We start from the raw sequence: 16698 nt of genomic DNA on the forward strand, positions 1-16698 counted from the left end.
TATCTTGCAAATGTTATGCCAAGGATTTCTGCCCTTGTTTATAATGATCAAACTATGGGATCCATAAGGGCTGCAGCCCTTATGGATCCCATAAATACCATATTCCCAGGCTGTACACTAACGTTTACACTTTTAAGCACTTAACTGGCGGCCTTCTTCTTTGTCCTCACATTTAAGCACATGTCTACTATTGGATACATGTACTTAAATGTTTACATATCAAATGACACTTTATTTTCGGAACCTGTATAGTGTCGTAGAGTTAATGTATGTCAAGTTTTTTCAATTTCTTGTATAAACCAGCCCGGGACAAGCCTAAATTTTTTGCAGCTTGGGCTTTATTCCCGTTTGCAGTATCCAGCGCATAGATAATAGCTTCTCTTTCCACTCCAGCAAGAATATTCTCCAGCGATCCTCCGTCAAAAGGACGCGTTTCCTGACCAGAAAGTAGTTGTAAATAGGTCGGTAGATGTTTAAGCTGGATTTGCGAGCCGTCAATCATATTAAAGGCCCGTTCAATAATATTTTCAAGTTCTCGGATATTACCTGGCCAGCGATGATTCATCAGGACGTTTTGCGTTTCTATTGATAAATCCGTCACGGTTTGCGCGAACTGGAAATTGAATTTCTTTATAAAAGTTCGAATCAAACTCTCAATGTCATCCTTCCTTTCTCTTAAAGGAGGAATGGTTAAGGTCACTACGTTTAAGCGGTAATATAGGTCTTCGCGAAATTGCTTGTCGCGAATCATCGCTTCTAGATCACGGTTAGTCGCTGCAACCAAACGCACGTCTACTTTGCGAGGTTTGTTACTTCCTAAGCGCTCAATTTCTCGCTCCTGGATAACACGCAACAACTTAACTTGCATGCCCATTCCCATATCTCCGATTTCGTCAAGGAAGAGGGTTCCTCCATCAGCCAGTTCAAATTTTCCAATTTTGCCCCCTTTAGAGGCTCCGGTAAAGGCCCCTTCTACATACCCGAACAATTCTGACTCGAGTAGGTTTTCAGGAACAGCCGCACAGTTCACCTTTATATAAGCACCTTGACAGCGTGTACTTTCCGAATGAAGTAGTTGCGCAAATAATTCTTTTCCAGTCCCGCTTTCTCCCCTCAAGAGCACTGTAGAGCCTGATTTAGCTACCCGTTTGGCAGTTTGTACCAATGAAGCCATGGTCTGATTTTTCCCTTTTAAGAGTTCTAGTGCGGAACTATTATTTTTCAGAATCGTTTTTTTATAATAATCTAGTTCGTTCCGCAGTAAATCAACTTTTTTCGTTAAGGCAAAGAGTTCATTCACATCTTTAAAAATTACTTCTCCCAGAGCTCCTACAACTTTACCATCCTGGATAATCGGGATTCTGTTGGCAATAACTTCATGACCGTTTAAGTCATCATGGACATATCCAAACACAGGTTGACCTGTTTCAAGAACTTGTATAAATTTCGGATTCTTATAAACTTCCATAATATGTTTACCCATTAAATCTTTAGGAGATTTATGGAAAAAGTTAGCAAATGCCCTGTTCGTAATAGTGATAGTTCCTTCTTTATTAACTACGATAAGCCCATTATTGGACGTGTTAAGAACGACCTCGAGCGTGCGTTGAAGCTCCTTAGTCTTCTCGTGCTCGATAACTAAATTGTCAAGGAAATTTTGAAGAATCGTTATGTCCTGGAATACAGCGACGGCTCCGACAAGTTCACCATGACTATAGATTGGGGTACGATTACTTAAAAAGATAGTATTATTAACCTTCAACTGCTGTCCTAACTCAGCAACTCCAGTTTCCAATACTCGGAGTAGCCCAGTTTGAGGGAAATGGGAGGTGATGGACTGCCCTAAAAGATCTCGTTCGGGCTTTTCTAATATATTAAGTACTGCGTCATTTGAGTATATAATTCGTCCTTGCGGGTCAATGGCAATGATCGCGTTATTTGTATTGTCTAGTATTTCATCAAGGGGGATCAAACAGCATCGTTCATCCATTAACATCGCCAGACCTCCTGAAACTTGTTGTTCATTGAATTATTCGACTAAGATGAGATTAATCCCTTTTTTAACAGTAAATTTTGCCTTAGAGTTATTGAATACAGTAGTATGTAAAGAAAACTTGGCTAGCGCTATGCTTTCCGGCGCTGACCACGCCTGGTCAAGTGTCTGACTAGTTGCACAAAGAATAATGCACAAGGAACTTTTCATACGACGAAGTTCCTTGTGCTTATTCCTCTTTAACCCCAAAGATTTCTTAAAGTAAATTCATCTTCTTGGCCGCTTCCGTTAGTTCTCCACGGAAATCTGGGTGAGCAATAGCAATCAATGCTTGCGTTCGTTGCTTAGCAGATTTCCCCCGCAACTGGGCTACACCATACTCCGTAACGACATAGTTTACATCGTTTTTCGAAGTTGTAACTGCAGAACCCGGTGTTAGGGTCGGGGTGATCCGCGAAATTTTTCCATCCTTCGCGGTGGCAGGTAGCACAATAAAGGATTTTCCACCTTTAGAACGATTTGCTGCCCTCACGAAGTCTGATTGTCCTCCAGTTCCACTGTAAGGTGTGCTTCCCATGCTCTCCGAGCAACATTGGCCAAGGAAATCTACTTGCACTGAAGCATTAATCGTGATTAAATTGTCGTTCTGTCCCGCAAGAAATGGATCATTCGTATAGTCGACCGGATGCATCTCCAGCTGCGGATTGCGGTGCATAAAGTCATAGAGACGCTTTGTACCCAGTGCAAAGGTTGCTATGAATTTACCTGGTAAATAATTCTTACTTTGGTTCGTAACTGCGCCACTTTCAATCAGGGTCAAGATCCCATCCCCAACCATTTCTGTATGAATGCCTAGATCATGTTTATGGGTGAGTTGCATTACGACAGCGTCTGGAATAGCCCCAAAACCGATCTGAATTGTTGAACCGTTGTCAATTAGGTCTGCCACGTATTTACCGATTGCTTCCTGAACCGGGCCAATTTTAGGGAGCCCGACTTCTGTTAGAGGTGTGTTATCTTCGACAATGGCTGAAACCTGAGATATATGAACTAAGCAATTTCCATTGGCAAATGGAACGTTGGGGTTAACCTCCAACACCACAGTCCGGGCTTTCTTAATCGCTGCCATCGTATAATCCGTTGCTAAACTGATCGAAAAATACCCATGTTCATCCATCGGTGAGGCAAGCGAAAAGACAGTATCCGATGGAAAGAGTCCATCTTCAAACAACCTTGGCATTTCGCTAAAATAACTGGGAATGTAATCGATCCAGCCTTGCTGACCCCCCGCTCGTGTAGCGCCTCCGAAGAAGAATGCCACATGGCGGATATGGTCAACTGTTTCAGGATCAATATACCCGAACTTCCTTAACGGAAGAATCTGATATACTTTCACATCATGATACTCCCGACGATGCTCTGATAAAGCAGTTAAAAGAGCCGGTGGTTCACCAACTCCTGTTGGTACGATAAGACAATCTCCGTCCTGGAGTAGCTTAATACCCTCGACCGCTGTGCATAGTTTCTTTTGGTAAAGTTCTTTAAAATTCGGCATTTTCTCTCACCTCAAAACATTCTTTTGATAATTTACTTCCTGCCCAGAGGAAACAAACTCCCTCGAGAACTCTAAAATTATTACAATCACATTAAAGCTAAGACGTGTTTAACAGCTTACTTACTCACGCTTGTAGCAGCCTTTAACTCACCGTTATTATCCAGTGGTGGTTTTGTAATGAAGGCAATGCCCAAACCAACTAAACTGGCAACTCCACCGATGATGAAGGCGCTTTTAAAATTACCCGTTGCATCTTTGGCCATCGCTGAAACTATCGGAGCACCAACCGCTGAAGCACTGAAGAATAAGAGTACTAAACCATAATTTACACCTAGGTGCTTCGCACCAAAGAAGTCAGCAACCGTAGCTGGCATGGTACCTAAAAAACCACCGTAACAGAAGGCAACGATACCAATGCCTACCAGTGATATGAAACCTTGCAGTTGGTTGAGGAAGAGCATGGTAACACCAGAGACAAATAATAGCACCATCAGAGTACGTACACGACCCATCCTATCCGCAGCAGCGCCCCAAAGAAAGCGTCCCGAGGCATTCCCAATGGAGATCAGCATGATTGCAAACGTTGCCGCATAGTCAGAAAGACCTGCTTGGAGCGCCAGAATCTTACCAAAAGGTATCACCATTAAACCTGAGATACAACCAATCAAAAGGATCATAGAGAGCATATAAAATTGAGGAGTTGCCAACATTTCCTTGGGTGAATAATTCCGAGCCACGATTGCAGCCTTAGTACCAGCAACCGGCGGAGTCCAACCAAATGGTTGATAACCAGGTGGTGGGTTTTTCAGAAACTGTGCCGCTCCGATAATCAAGATACCAAAAACAATGCCGAATATTGCAAAGGTTTCTAGCACCCCCTTGCTACTGACTAAACTTTTTGCAATCGGGGTAAATATCAATCCACCAGCACCTAAAGAGCCTACCACTAATCCGGTAATAGTTCCTTTTCTATCTGGGAACCATTTAGACACGCAAGCAATAACCGGAGTATAAATCATACCCACACCAAAACCCATCAAAGCCCCATACGTCAGATACAAAAGCCACGCTCGATCAGCAGTAGTATAGCTGGCCAAAAAGACGCCTAAGCCGATCATAAAACCGCCAACAGAAGCTACTTCGCGAGGGCCAAATTTGTCCTGAATCCTACCTCCAACAACAGTACCTAAAGCGAAGATTCCCAAGGTAACAGAAAATGTAAGGGCTGCAGCTGCCTGTGTCCAACCAAACATTTTGACTAAAGGTCCTTGAAATACTCCCCAGATATATACTGCACCTGAACATAGCATAATTATCATTCCTGCAAGGGCAACGATCCAGCGTTTACTCATTTGCGATTCTCCTTTTTATAAATATTTTGTTTTGACCCTATAAATAGATAATGATGACAAAAAATTTACGTGATTAGGTAATGCAAGTTCATCAGATGCTGTGATCTGACAATGATATTCCCCTTCCCTTCAGGTTCTCTCCTTTCCGTCTCTTTCTGTGCCCAAAATAACTAATAGTGTTGTTGTATTCTGAATCTACAGAATTATCTTGCAATTGTCATGCCAAAGAATTATTTCTCTGCTTAATAAAGCTGATAAAAGCTATTCATACGGGTTACGGTCTTGTATCTCTTATGACTTTCATAAATGCCTCGACCCAGAGATGTACACTATCGTTTACATTCAAAGGCACTTAATTCATCTTCTGTCTAAGTGTCCTTGCTTTATAACCATGTCTACCTTTGGATACATGTACCCGAGTGTTTACATCTTAAATGGCGCCTCCCAGACGGTTTGCCGAGAGCTATATTAGTTTTAATTTTATTCCCGTTTGAGGGTATCTTACTTTTTATCAATCATCCTGTAATACGGCATAAGCCCTTCAGAAGAAGGGCTTATGCTTCGCTTTATTATTAAGTTACTCCACGTCCATGGTAAACGTCCATCCACAATAGAATTCCTCTGGATGGGGATCTGGTGGGCATGCAATACAAATCGTCTTAATTCGAGCGTCAATCGTCGAAGCGAATAACGAATACTCAACTTCTCCTACTGGCTTACAAGGATGGTCAGGAAGATTTTTTCGTTTTCGGGCAGATTGAACACGGCAATCGAGCATTTTAAAAATTAATGTCCGATCGTCTGGTCGAGAACATTCTTGAACATTTAGAAAGGCATATAGTCGGAACTTTAGTGCTCTTTCCAAAGCGTCTAGCCCACCGTTTTTAGGTAAATCAAGGAAAGATATAATACGTTTCGCCTCAAGGACAGTAAACCGTCGCCATGCCTCAATATCACGCTCCACTGCTTCGTCCATTCCGCGTGCTTGCTCAACAGCTTGGAACCATAGCCCATCGTGCGCTATCCAACGTTTGGCAAAGTCTTCTAATAGTTCAAGAGCTTGTTCTCGTGTTAAATCTTCTTTAGAGTTTAACATCCTAGTTACCTCCCTATATTGTACAACGCCAAAGACCTCAAAATAAAAAATGGCTATGCAAGGTTTACATCCCCATGAAAACTGGTTTTCTCTTTTCTAGAAAAGCCCTTGTTCCTTCTGCAGCATCATCGGTATTTTGTAATGTGTCTAAGACGTATTCTGCAAATTCGTATCCTTCCATCCCTCTATTAACAGCCTTTTTAACAGCACGAATCGATAGAGGGGGCATTTGCTTAATTTCTTCGGCCAGCGCCAAAGTAGCCTCCATCAATTGTTCAGGGGGAACCACCTTCATAACGAAACCCCACTGAACCGCTTCTTGTGCGCTGACAAATTTCTTTGTCAGTAGTACTTCTTTGGCTCGGAAACGCCCAACTTCGCACGGAAGCCTTATGATTCCATACGGTCACAATATACCAAGACTCGTGGCCGGCCAGCCAAACTTTGCCTTTTCGGAGGCCACATTCAAATCAAAGGCCAAAACCCATTGGGCGCCGTCACCAGCGGCTGCACCATTAATCGCACCTAAAACAGGTTTCTGAAATTCGTAGAAGGATTTAGCCATGACTAACAGACTATGATTGACAGTTTTCTGCAATGCTGCATCCTGAGTTCCCGCGGCTAATTCATTAATATCAGCTCCACTACAAAATCCGCGACCCGATCCAGTAACGATCAAGACTTTGGTTTCAACGTCTGCTTCCAGTTCAGCGAGGGTCGCAAGAATTTCACGTCTCATTGTCATATTGACAGCATTGAGTTTGTCTGGCCGATTTAAGGTGAGGATTGCCGTTCCTTCTCTTTTCTCCACAATAATTGTCTCAAGCCCCATAAAATGACTCCTTTGCATTAGACTTTACTCATATAACTTTACTCTCTCTCTAATCCAACTCACAATCTCCGTCGTAGTTGCTCCCGGCGTAAACAAAGCTTCAACGTGCCCAGCCTTAATCAACGCTTCGATATCTTCCTCTGGAATCGTTCCCCCACCCATGAGTAAAATATCTTCCGCATTTTGCTCCTTGAGGAGCTCTTTAATTCTTGGAAAAATCGTCATATGCGCTCCAGATAGAACACTTACCCCGATTAAATCAACATCTTCTTGGATCGCTGCTTCCACTAATTGTTCTGGGGTTTGATGCAATCCGGAATAGATGACTTCCATTCCTGCATCACGCAGAGCACGTGCGATCACCTTGGCACCTCGGTCATGTCCGTCCAAACCTGGTTTTCCCACCAGGACGCGAATTCGAGTTTTATTCATAACGTTTCCTCCCACACTATACTAAAATACAGCTTGTTCTCGGTACTCTCCGAAGACTTCCTTAAGGACTGCAATCATTTCTCCCTCAGTCGCATAAGCCCGTACGGCGTCCATGATTTTGGGTATCAAATTATCGTCTCCCTGAGCCGCTTCTTTCAAGTCTGTCAATGTGGTCTGAACGCGGAGATTATCCCGGCTTTGTTTTAATTCCTTAAGCCTGCTTACTTGCGACCGCTCAACTTCAGGGTCAATTTTTAGTAAATCAATCTTGTCTTTTGACTCATTGACAAATTCATTAATGCCGACAATAATCCGCTCTTTGCTTTCGATCTCTTTTTGATAACGATAAGCCGCATCGGCAATTTCCTGCTGGAAGAAATTCTCCCGAATTGCACCTAGAACTCCCCCAAGTTCATCAATCTTGCGGAAGTACTCTTCTGCGCCTTCTTCCATTTGGTTGGTTAAAGTCTCCACAAAATATGAGCCGGCCAACGGATCGATTGTATTCACTACGCCTGTTTCATAGGCCAGAACTTGCTGGGTTCGAAGAGCAATCTGAACTGCCTTTTCCGAAGGCAACGCCAAGACCTCATCCATGGAATTGGTATGCAACGACTGAGTTCCCCCGAGGACGGCTGCCATCGCCTGATAGGCTGTGCGCACAATGTTATTTTCCGGTTGAGGGCCCGTTAGAGAACAGCCCGCGGTTTGGGTATGGAAGCGCATCAGCAGACTTTTTTCATTTTTGGCCCCGTATTTTTCCTTCATGTGACGCGCCCAGATCCGACGAGCCGCACGATATTTGGCGATCTCTTCAAAGAAGTCGGTATGGGAATTAAAGAAGAACGACAAACGAGGGGCAAAGTCATCCACATCCAACCCAGCTTTGATACCTGCCTCAACATAGGCAAATCCATCAGCGAGCGTAAAAGCCAATTCTTGCAGGGCTGTTGACCCTGCCTCTCGAATGTGATAGCCGCTGATACTTATGGTATTCCACTTCGGCACATGATCTTTAGAAAACTTAAAAATATCCGTAATCAGACGCATTGAAGGATCTGGCGGGAAGATCCAAGACTTTTGCGCAATATATTCCTTCAAAATGTCATTTTGGATTGTTCCTGTTAATTTATTGGCCGAGATTCCTTGTTTCTCCGCAGCCACAACATACATAGACCAAATGATGGAGGCGGGCGCATTGATGGTCATGGACGTACTGACCTTATCGAGTGAGATATCCTGAAACAAGGTTTCCATATCTTGCAGCGAATCAATAGCCACCCCGACCCGGCCAACCTCTCCGTAGGCGCGCGGGTGATCCGAATCATAACCCATGATGGTTGGCATATCAAAAGCCACGCTTAAACCCGTTTGCCCTTGGCTGAGTAAAAACTTATAGCGCTCATTAGATTCTTTGGCTGTAGCAAATCCCGCAAACATCCGCATAGTCCAGAGTCGTCCGCGATACATATTGGGTTGGACTCCACGAGTATAGGGATACTCGCCGGGATTTCCTAAATCCAGCTCATAATCAATATCTGCTGTATGCCCCGGTGCATAGAGCGGATCAATCGGAACACTAGACACTGTGAAAAAAGGTCCTTTACGCTCCTTTTGAGCGTCATAGTTCGCTTTCCAGCTCAAGAAGTTATTACTCATTCCATTTATCCTCCTTTAAAACGCTCTGCCCATAACACCCTAGCTACTTCATAGGGATCCTGTTTTTCTATATCTCCCAATTTCCCTTGGGCTGCTCCCCATAAGTCCTCGAAGGTTGCCAGTAATTTATCTTCCCAATGTCGCCAGACTTCCTGGCGAAGACGTTCCTTACGGCGTTCATCCCTCTGCCCAGATTCCAGCATATACGCTTGATGAGCCTCAATCTTTTCGAATAGCGTCTCCACTCCGGTTCCATTCACAACACTCGTTAAGACAACCGGTGAACGCCAGCCCAATCCATCACAACTTAAGTTTAACATCATCTCGATGTCACCCTTCATACGCTCGGCTCCAGCTAAATCTGCTTTATTTATCACGAAAACATCCGCAACTTCCATAATCCCTGCTTTGATGGCCTGTATTCCATCCCCTGTCCCTGGGTTAAGTACTACCACGACGGTATCGGCCATTTGCATAATTTCCAGTTCAGACTGCCCAACTCCGACCGTTTCCAATAGAAGTCTCCCATACCCTCCGCCTTCTAAAATACGTAAGACATCGGAGGTTGAACGTGTGACTCCCCCTAAATGCCCACGAGTTCCCATGCTTCGGATAAATACATCCCGATCTGTCCCATGGACTTGCATACGAATACGATCGCCCAATATAGCCCCTCCAGAATACGGACTACTTGGATCTACTGCAACAATCCCTACTCTTTCGTCTTTAGCACGGTAAAGCGTTGTCAAAGCCTCCACTAACGAGCTTTTTCCAGCTCCCGGCGGCCCGGTAATTCCTAACACCATCTGCTTTCCAGTTTGTTTTAGGACACAACGCATGATATACGCTCGCTCTATATCGTCTTCAACCCAAGAAATAAGTTTGGCGGTTGCCCTGCGATCTCGTTCAAAGAGGCGTACTAACCATTGATCCAATGCATCTTTGTTCAAAATTCCATCCCTGCCTTTGCCTCGACCCCTTGTTGATAAGCATGACTATGCTCTGTCATTTCAGTCACAGTGTCTGCGATTTCCTTGATCTCAGGTGCAGCATACCGTCCGGTCATCACCAAATTAAGTCGAAGTGGTCGCTGTTGAACTAAATCAAGGACCTGCTCCACAGATATTAATTTAAAAGCCACCGCCACTAGGATTTCGTCAAGGACGATCAGATCAAATTTATCTTCTTCGAACCAACGTCTTGCTTGTTCGAGCCCATCTTGGGCCATCTGAATATCAATGGGATCAGGATTTTCATATGAAACAAAGGATTCCTGACCCGATTGAACCAAGGTGAAGTTGGGTAGCACGGCGGCAATTTTTACTTCCCCGTAATTCTTACTCCCCTTCATAAACTGAAGAAACCCAACGGTTTGGTTATGCCCAAGTGCTCTCATACTTAACCCCAGAGCCGCTGTAGTCTTGCCCTTCCCATTCCCTGTATAGACTAGTATTAGTCCAGACAACCACCTAACCCCCTTCTCTTTCAATATAGTTCCAGTCCCATCCTCCTTCGTGTTTGGAATTTGTAATTTATTCCGAATATCCCGAATTATCTTGCAATTATCATGCCATAGACCCATTTTATTATTTTTAAAGCTCATTTCAGCAGGTTTCAAGGGTTTGGGTCCTTATAACCCCCTATGGGGTTTAAAACATCTCACTTCAAGAATGTATACAACTATTTACACTTATAGCGACTAGACTCGTGTTCTGCGTTCTTGTCCTCGCTTTAGCCCTATGTCTACTTTGGATACATGTAACGATTCGTTGACACTTTATAGGTTTCGGCTTATTTGGTCGGCGAAAAGTAAATGTGAGATCAAATAGGTGTCCAAAATAAGAGGGTACAACTTTTCGTTAACAAATATACTAATCTTTAATTCCCCCATACAAATGCTGTACCATAAAGTGTTTCTTTCTCTTTAATGGAGAGAAAGATTAAATGGCCTTATTTGATTTGAAAAGCGGATCTGGTTACGTTTTGCAGACGATCAACTGCCACAAAACTCTCGCGCATAACAGAGCGTTCTCTTTCACTGAGATTAGTTGGGTTAATATAGTTATCTGGAATGAAGCCCAGACTAAGCTTTCGCAGGTTTTCCCGCATCCGAAACATCATAAGGGATTGAAAGGCCGCTTCGAAGTACTCGGCATCATCGGCGGAGATGGCTTCAAATTCGACAAGCTTTTTTAGTCGCGCTAAAGTATTAACCTCAACTACGCTTTTCCACATCGCAAAAATGCGAATACAGTCCACAAGAAGAACACCAGCGGCTCTTTTTAGATCTACTTCGTTTTTATGGTCTTTGTTCTTTTCCAATATTACGTTTTTGAAGAGATTAAGAGGTACTCTATGGCTAAGCGTATCACTCGTAAGGAAATGAAATAGGGTAGGAGTATTCCGAAACACATGCAATGTATAATCACGTAGCGCATGAGCCAAATACTCTTGTCCATAAACTGATCTGAAATCCAAAAAAATCGTAAACTGACGAACAGCGTCTGGATCAGGCGTGTTTGCCCATCTGTGTACCGTGTTTTTCCAATTTGTTATCGAACGACACCATGCGGGATTAGTAGACATAATATTAATGATGTTATTAACTAAAGTTGGGTTAACTTTACTTTTATGGGCAGGATCAAGAGGCTTAGGTGGTGGTGGCTTTTTAGCAATCCTTTACCAAAGTACGACTATTGCTTTAATTCCTTCTGTTATTGCATTACCTGCTTTTATTTCTCTTCAAGCAGGCACTTCTCTTTCAATGCTCATGCTGGCTTCTATTGGGGTTGCACTCATTTGGATTTATTTTGTTTGTGCTAAAATTGTTGAAGTAGTCCAACACTTTGTACCATGGAAAGCCTATGTGGCGGTTCTATTAGCGTTTATCTTTTTATGAGTATTTATTATATCATTCTACCTCCACTAACTTAAACCTAGGTAGCACTGTCGAAAAATAATTGGAATAATATTCTCATTACCTAGACAAAAAAATATCCTCCCAAAAAATAGGAGGATATACGGCGAATGGCTATTTTCTTTGTAAATTTATGTTAAGATATTACCCATTGCCTCAATAAAAGCAGCCGTCATCTGTACCGGTCACTCCACAAAGAACCTGGACCAGTGAAAAAGGCGGCTCCTTGCCGCCTTTTAATTTTTTTAAGATTTATCTACCTTCATGTTGCTTCAACATATCGCCATAAATGTAAACGAGCTCCTTATCAAAAAGCGAACGCTTCATGTCAACTGCTAAAGCTCTGACCCGAGATAACATCTCCTCAGCATCTTCGTTCGACATTTCCTTACCATACTCAAGTAAGAATTTTGCCTTGATTGAAGCCGTCCCAGAATGTTTACCAATCACGATCTGCCGCTCAAGTCCTACATCCTCAGGGCTAAATGCTTCATAGGTTTTAGGATTCTTTAGAGCTCCATCAGCATGTATCCCAGACTCATGGGCAAACATGTTACTTCCTACGATTGATTTCCAAGCAGGAAGCGTCCTGCCCGAGGCCCGAGCAACATATTCAGAAACCTCGACAAATCGTTCGGTTGCAAAGCTTAAATCCGTATCTAACAAATGCTTAAGAGCCATGACAACTTCCTCTAAAGCTGCATTTCCAGCCCGCTCACCCAGACCATTGACAGTGACTCCCACGTGTGATGCCCCTGCCTTCACTCCTGCCAAAGCATTCGCTGTTGCCATTCCAAAATCGTCGTGTGTATGCATTTCGACATCAATATCTGCTTTTTCAATCAGAGTTTTAATCCGATCATAGGTTGTAAAAGGATCTAAGATTCCGACAGTATCACAGTAGCGAAGACGATCCGCCCCTGCTTTTTTAGCTTCTTTGGCAAATTGCACAAGAAAATCCATGTCTGAGCGTGAAGCATCCTCTGCATTGACAGAGATATACATCCCTTCTCGTTTAGCAAAGGCCGTGGCCTTGATCATCCGCTCCAGAACATCATCTCGAGTGGTCATGAGCTTATGTTCAATATGAATATCCGAGGTGGAAATAGAAATTGCTACAGCATCGACACCACAAGCCAAGGAGGCTTCAATATCCGATATGACTGCCCGATTCCAGCCCATAATGCTCGATTTTAAACCAAGTTTTACGATATCAGTAATTGCTTGCTTTTCATCGCCGCCCATGACTGCTACCCCGGCTTCAATCTGATGAACGCCAAGCTCATCTAACAATCGCGCGATGCGCATTTTTTCTTGATTTGAGAAAACAACCCCAGCTGTTTGTTCTCCGTCACGTAATGTGGTATCTACAATCACTAGATGTCTCATTTCAGACTCACCCCTTAATTTAAACTCGCACGTATAATTATACAGTACGCCTTATAATTACTATCTATAGTAGCACAATCTCCCCTGAGATTGAAGGATGCCCATTTCCTTATACTGTATACTTGTTATTCTTAATAGTAGCTCGGCACTCTCCGTAGGCAAATTCAGTGTGCACTAACTACGCAAAATTGCTCTAAGCTAATCTCTCCTTAAGCAACTGATTTACTACACCCGGATTTGCTTGTCCTTTGGTAGCCTTCATGATCTGCCCGACCAGGAACCCTATCGCTCGATCCTTTCCTGCTCGGTAGTCTTCTACGGATTGGGGATTGGCAGCCAGCACGCTATCAATAATCCCTAGCAAGGCCCCTTCGTCACTAATCTGCGCGAGTCCTTTTTCCTTGACGATCGTCTTGGCATCCTTACTCGTGTTGTACATTTCTTCAATCACACTCTTGGCAATCTTGCCGCTTATGGTTCCTTTTTCAATAAGTGCCAGGAGTTCTGCCAATTTTTCTGGTGAGATCGGAGAATCAACCACACTACACTGATTGGAGTTGAGTAAACGCGTAAGGTCGCCCATGACCCAGTTTGCTAAGGTCTTGGCGTCCCCATAGTAAGCCAAAGCTGCATCGAAGAAATCAGACAACGCTTTTGCTTGGGTGATAACCCCAGCATCATAAGCCGACAGCCCTAAGGCTTGCAAACGAGCACGACGTGCCGCCGGAAGTTCAGGCAGGGTTTTGCGGATTCTTTCTACCCATTCCCGATCGATGACTAGTGGAGCTAGGTCAGGTTCAGGAAAATACCGGTAATCATGCGCTTCTTCTTTTGAGCGAAGGGTTAACGTAACCCCTCGTCCCTCATCCCAAGTGCGAGTCTCTTGAATAACCTTTTCCCCCGCCTCGAGAACCCGAGCTTGACGGGCCACTTCATATTCCATACAGCGTCGCACCGAGCTAAACGAATTTAGGTTTTTAGTTTCTGTACGTGTTCCTAAGGTCGTCGCTCCAATCGGTCGCAACGAAACATTGACATCAAAACGCACTGAGCCTTGTTCTAAGCGACAGTCCGAGACTTCAGTATACTCCAATATCTGCACTAATTTTTCCAGATAAGCAAGCACTTCGGGAATTGAGCGCATATCAGGCTCGGAAACGATTTCCAACAGCGGCACACCAGCTCGATTATAGTCGACAGAAGACTCATGAGAGGTTGAGATGGTCTCTCCGCTGTGTACGAGTTTACCAGCATCTTCTTCCATATGGGCGCGAGTAATCCCAATCCATTTCTTTTCTCCATCGACTTCAATCTCTAACCCGCCTTTGCCACATATCGGCAAATCAAATTGGGATGTCTGATAATTTTTTGACAAGTCGGGGTAAAAGTAGTTTTTACGGTCGAACTTGGAAAACTCCGCGATTTCACAGTTCAGGGCGAGACCCGCTTTAATCGCGTAATTGACGACTTCAGCATTTAAGACGGGGAGCGCACCTGGCATTCCTAAGCACACAGGGCAAACATGCGTGTTTTGGTCTCCCCCAAACTCAGTTGTACAGCCACAAAAAATCTTCGTCTTGGTTTGTAGTTCGACATGTACTTCTAGTCCACAGATCATTTCATAGTTGTTAGCGACTACCACGCGTCAGCACCTCCCCAGACAAACTTGGTTTCAACGTGTGATAATTCGTGTTTTGCTCGAAAGTATAGGCTACACGATACAACGTCCCTTCATCAAACGCTTTACCCATCAGTTGCATGCCGATTGGTAAACCTTTGACGAATCCCGCCGGAATAGAAATGGCCGGAATACCTGCTAGGTTGATAGGAACTGTCGTAATGTCAGATAAATACATTGCTAAAGGGTTGGCGGATTTTTCCCCAAATTTAAAAGCCGAAGTCGGAGCCGTCGGAGAGAGTAAGACATCAAACTTCTCAAACGCCTCGTCAAAATCCTGCTTGATCAGTGTTCTGACCTTCTGTGCTTTCAGATAATAGGCATCATAATACCCCGAACTTAAGGCATAGGTTCCGAGCATAATCCTTCGTTTCACTTCCGGTCCAAATCCTTCAGCCCGGGTTGATTTAAACATACCTAAAACATCGTCAGACTCCGCCCGATATCCATAGCGTACACCATCATAGCGAGCTAGATTAGAGCTTGCTTCCGCCGTGGCGATCAGATAATACGCCGGGATGGCGTACTCTGTATGTGGTAATGAGCATTCTGACACTTCTGCGCCAAGATCAATCAGGGTTTGAATCCCTGCTTGAATTCCTTTGGCAACCTCCGGATCAATGCCCTCACCGTAATACTCACGAGGAATCCCGATTCTCAGACCTTTGATATCATTGACCAGGAACTTCGTATAATCCGGCTTTTCAAAAGGAACCGATGTTGAATCAAGGGGATCATATCCCGCTATAGCATTCAGGACCAAGGCATTATCCCGTACATTTTTGGTGAGTGGACCAATCTGATCAAGTGAAGACGCATATGCAATCAAGCCATACCGGGAGACTGCGCCGTAAGTTGGCTTCATTCCCACCACCCCACAAAACGCAGCAGGCTGACGGATAGACCCACCTGTGTCAGATCCCAAAGTAAAGCAGGCCTCATCCGCTGCTACGGCGACAGCAGCTCCCCCGGAAGATCCTCCGGGAACATACTCTAGATCCCAAGGATTACAAGTCTTGGCAAAATATGAATTTTCTGTCGAGGAACCCATGGCAAACTCATCCATATTTAGTTTACCGAGTAGGATCGTTCCTGCGGTCCGTAAGCGATCTGTTGCAGTTGCATTATAGGGCGGAATAAAATTTTCCAACATTTTTGAACCACAACTTGTACGAACGCCCTCTGTGCACATGTTATCTTTCATGGCCATCGGAATTCCCTCTAAGGGGCTGAGAGCCTCTCTCTGAGCGATCTTGCGATCAATCTCTGCCGCTTGGGCTAAGGCCTGATCTTCCAAAACTGTTAAATACGCTTGTAAATCAGGTTCAAGGCTATGAATACGTTCTATGTAAGCTTTCGTCAACTCAGTAGCGCTGACATCTTTATGCACAAGTAGCTCGTGTTGTTCACTGATCGACTTTTCTATATCCCCTGTTGCCATTTCGCGCAACCTCCTTTCTAGGTTAGACTATTTTAGGAACCCTAAAGAAACCCTCTTCCCCATCTGGGGCATTCTTTAAGGCTTTTTCATGATTAATTGAGGGTCTCACTTCATCCTCGCGCAATACGTTATGCAGAGGAACAGCATGTGCAGTAGGCACTACATCCCTCGTGTCTAAACGCTCTAACATAGCCGCATAATCTAAAATGGAGTTAAGTTGTTCAGTATACTCTTGAGTTTCCTGTTCGGTTAACTCAAGGCGCGCCAAGGCTGCCACGTATTCAACGTCTTCACGTGAAATTGTCAATTTATTCACCTTCCCTTTGGAGTGTTTGTTGCATTATCCTCTATCAT

Annotated in this window: 14 protein-coding genes and 1 pseudogene; 1 reads left to right on the forward strand and 14 read right to left on the reverse strand. The window is 44.0% G+C overall.

Annotated elements, in window-relative coordinates; translation table 11 throughout:
* Positions 1–262 precede the first annotated feature (262 nt).
* The 10 genes and pseudogenes from ACYQ3Q_RS03930 to ACYQ3Q_RS03975 all read right to left on the reverse strand — a co-directional run bounded on the left by ACYQ3Q_RS03930 (position 263) and on the right by ACYQ3Q_RS03975 (position 11505).
* Positions 263–1996, reverse strand: coding sequence for a sigma-54 interaction domain-containing protein (locus tag ACYQ3Q_RS03930; RefSeq protein WP_459927351.1), 1734 nt, complete (start codon positions 1994–1996; stop codon positions 263–265).
* Between the two features lie 253 nt (positions 1997–2249).
* On the reverse strand, positions 2250–3548 hold the full coding sequence (locus ACYQ3Q_RS03935) for an acetyl-CoA hydrolase/transferase family protein (RefSeq protein ID WP_459927352.1): 1299 nt from the start codon (positions 3546–3548) through the stop codon (positions 2250–2252).
* Between the two features lie 116 nt (positions 3549–3664).
* Positions 3665–4900, reverse strand: a complete 1236-nt coding sequence (locus ACYQ3Q_RS03940; protein ID WP_459927353.1) for an L-lactate MFS transporter — start codon at positions 4898–4900, stop codon at positions 3665–3667.
* Positions 4901–5477: 577 nt separating this feature from the next.
* A complete protein-coding gene (locus ACYQ3Q_RS03945; protein WP_459927354.1) occupies positions 5478–5996 on the reverse strand; it encodes a DUF6125 family protein in 519 nt (172 codons plus the stop codon).
* A gap of 64 nt (positions 5997–6060) precedes the next feature.
* A pseudogene (locus tag ACYQ3Q_RS03950) lies at positions 6061–6846 on the reverse strand (enoyl-CoA hydratase/isomerase family protein).
* A gap of 6 nt (positions 6847–6852) precedes the next feature.
* Entirely contained in the window at positions 6853–7260 is a 408-nt protein-coding gene (gene icmB / locus ACYQ3Q_RS03955; RefSeq protein WP_459927355.1) for a coenzyme B12-dependent isobutyryl CoA mutase small subunit, read from the reverse strand.
* Between the two features lie 21 nt (positions 7261–7281).
* Positions 7282–8919: an acyl-CoA mutase large subunit family protein gene (locus ACYQ3Q_RS03960; RefSeq protein ID WP_459927356.1), complete on the reverse strand. Its 1638-nt coding sequence runs from the start codon at positions 8917–8919 to the stop codon at positions 7282–7284.
* Between the two features lie 5 nt (positions 8920–8924).
* Positions 8925–9869, reverse strand: coding sequence for a methylmalonyl Co-A mutase-associated GTPase MeaB (gene meaB / locus ACYQ3Q_RS03965; RefSeq protein WP_459927357.1), 945 nt, complete (start codon positions 9867–9869; stop codon positions 8925–8927).
* Positions 9866–10384: a cob(I)yrinic acid a,c-diamide adenosyltransferase gene (locus ACYQ3Q_RS03970; protein ID WP_459927358.1), complete on the reverse strand. Its 519-nt coding sequence runs from the start codon at positions 10382–10384 to the stop codon at positions 9866–9868. Before ACYQ3Q_RS03970 ends, meaB begins: the two co-directional genes overlap by 4 nt.
* Positions 10385–10869: 485 nt before the next feature.
* Positions 10870–11505, reverse strand: a complete 636-nt coding sequence (locus ACYQ3Q_RS03975) for a putative nucleotidyltransferase substrate binding domain-containing protein (RefSeq protein WP_459927359.1) — start codon at positions 11503–11505, stop codon at positions 10870–10872.
* A gap of 7 nt (positions 11506–11512) precedes the next feature.
* Between ACYQ3Q_RS03975 and ACYQ3Q_RS03980 the strand changes: the two genes are divergently transcribed.
* Positions 11513–11818 (forward strand): hypothetical protein, encoded by a 306-nt coding sequence (locus ACYQ3Q_RS03980; RefSeq protein WP_459927360.1) that lies wholly within the window; start codon positions 11513–11515, stop codon positions 11816–11818.
* Positions 11819–12088: 270 nt separating this feature from the next.
* Here ACYQ3Q_RS03980 and nifV read toward each other — a convergent pair whose 3' ends face one another.
* The 4 genes from nifV to gatC all read right to left on the reverse strand — a co-directional run bounded on the left by nifV (position 12089) and on the right by gatC (position 16651).
* Positions 12089–13225: a homocitrate synthase gene (nifV, locus tag ACYQ3Q_RS03985; protein ID WP_459927361.1), complete on the reverse strand. Its 1137-nt coding sequence runs from the start codon at positions 13223–13225 to the stop codon at positions 12089–12091.
* 193 nt (positions 13226–13418) lie between these two features.
* Positions 13419–14843, reverse strand: a complete 1425-nt coding sequence (gatB, locus tag ACYQ3Q_RS03990) for an Asp-tRNA(Asn)/Glu-tRNA(Gln) amidotransferase subunit GatB (protein WP_459927576.1) — start codon at positions 14841–14843, stop codon at positions 13419–13421.
* Between the two features lie 10 nt (positions 14844–14853).
* Positions 14854–16344: an Asp-tRNA(Asn)/Glu-tRNA(Gln) amidotransferase subunit GatA gene (gene gatA / locus ACYQ3Q_RS03995; protein WP_459927362.1), complete on the reverse strand. Its 1491-nt coding sequence runs from the start codon at positions 16342–16344 to the stop codon at positions 14854–14856.
* A gap of 22 nt (positions 16345–16366) precedes the next feature.
* Positions 16367–16651, reverse strand: a complete 285-nt coding sequence (gene gatC, locus ACYQ3Q_RS04000) for an Asp-tRNA(Asn)/Glu-tRNA(Gln) amidotransferase subunit GatC (protein ID WP_459927363.1) — start codon at positions 16649–16651, stop codon at positions 16367–16369.
* Between the last annotated feature and the right edge of the window lie 47 nt (positions 16652–16698).

The sequence above is a fragment of the Desulfosporosinus burensis genome (assembly GCF_054657535.1).

Bases quoted from the DNA above. Each gene is read 5' to 3' on its own strand.
- gatB (WP_459927576.1), bottom strand. From the start codon at position 14,843: ATGATCTGTGGACTAGAAGTACATGTCGAACTACAAACCAAGACGAAG.
- ACYQ3Q_RS03940 (WP_459927353.1), bottom strand. From the start codon at position 4,900: ATGAGTAAACGCTGGATCGTTGCCCTTGCAGGAATGATAATTATGCTA.
- icmB (WP_459927355.1), bottom strand. From the start codon at position 7,260: ATGAATAAAACTCGAATTCGCGTCCTGGTGGGAAAACCAGGTTTGGAC.
- ACYQ3Q_RS03980 (WP_459927360.1), top strand. From the start codon at position 11,513: ATGATGTTATTAACTAAAGTTGGGTTAACTTTACTTTTATGGGCAGGA.
- nifV (WP_459927361.1), bottom strand. From the start codon at position 13,225: ATGAGACATCTAGTGATTGTAGATACCACATTACGTGACGGAGAACAA.
- ACYQ3Q_RS03935 (WP_459927352.1), bottom strand. From the start codon at position 3,548: ATGCCGAATTTTAAAGAACTTTACCAAAAGAAACTATGCACAGCGGTC.
- ACYQ3Q_RS03960 (WP_459927356.1), bottom strand. From the start codon at position 8,919: ATGAGTAATAACTTCTTGAGCTGGAAAGCGAACTATGACGCTCAAAAG.
- ACYQ3Q_RS03945 (WP_459927354.1), bottom strand. From the start codon at position 5,996: ATGTTAAACTCTAAAGAAGATTTAACACGAGAACAAGCTCTTGAACTA.
- gatA (WP_459927362.1), bottom strand. From the start codon at position 16,344: ATGGCAACAGGGGATATAGAAAAGTCGATCAGTGAACAACACGAGCTA.
- ACYQ3Q_RS03975 (WP_459927359.1), bottom strand. From the start codon at position 11,505: ATGTCTACTAATCCCGCATGGTGTCGTTCGATAACAAATTGGAAAAAC.
- ACYQ3Q_RS03930 (WP_459927351.1), bottom strand. From the start codon at position 1,996: ATGTTAATGGATGAACGATGCTGTTTGATCCCCCTTGATGAAATACTA.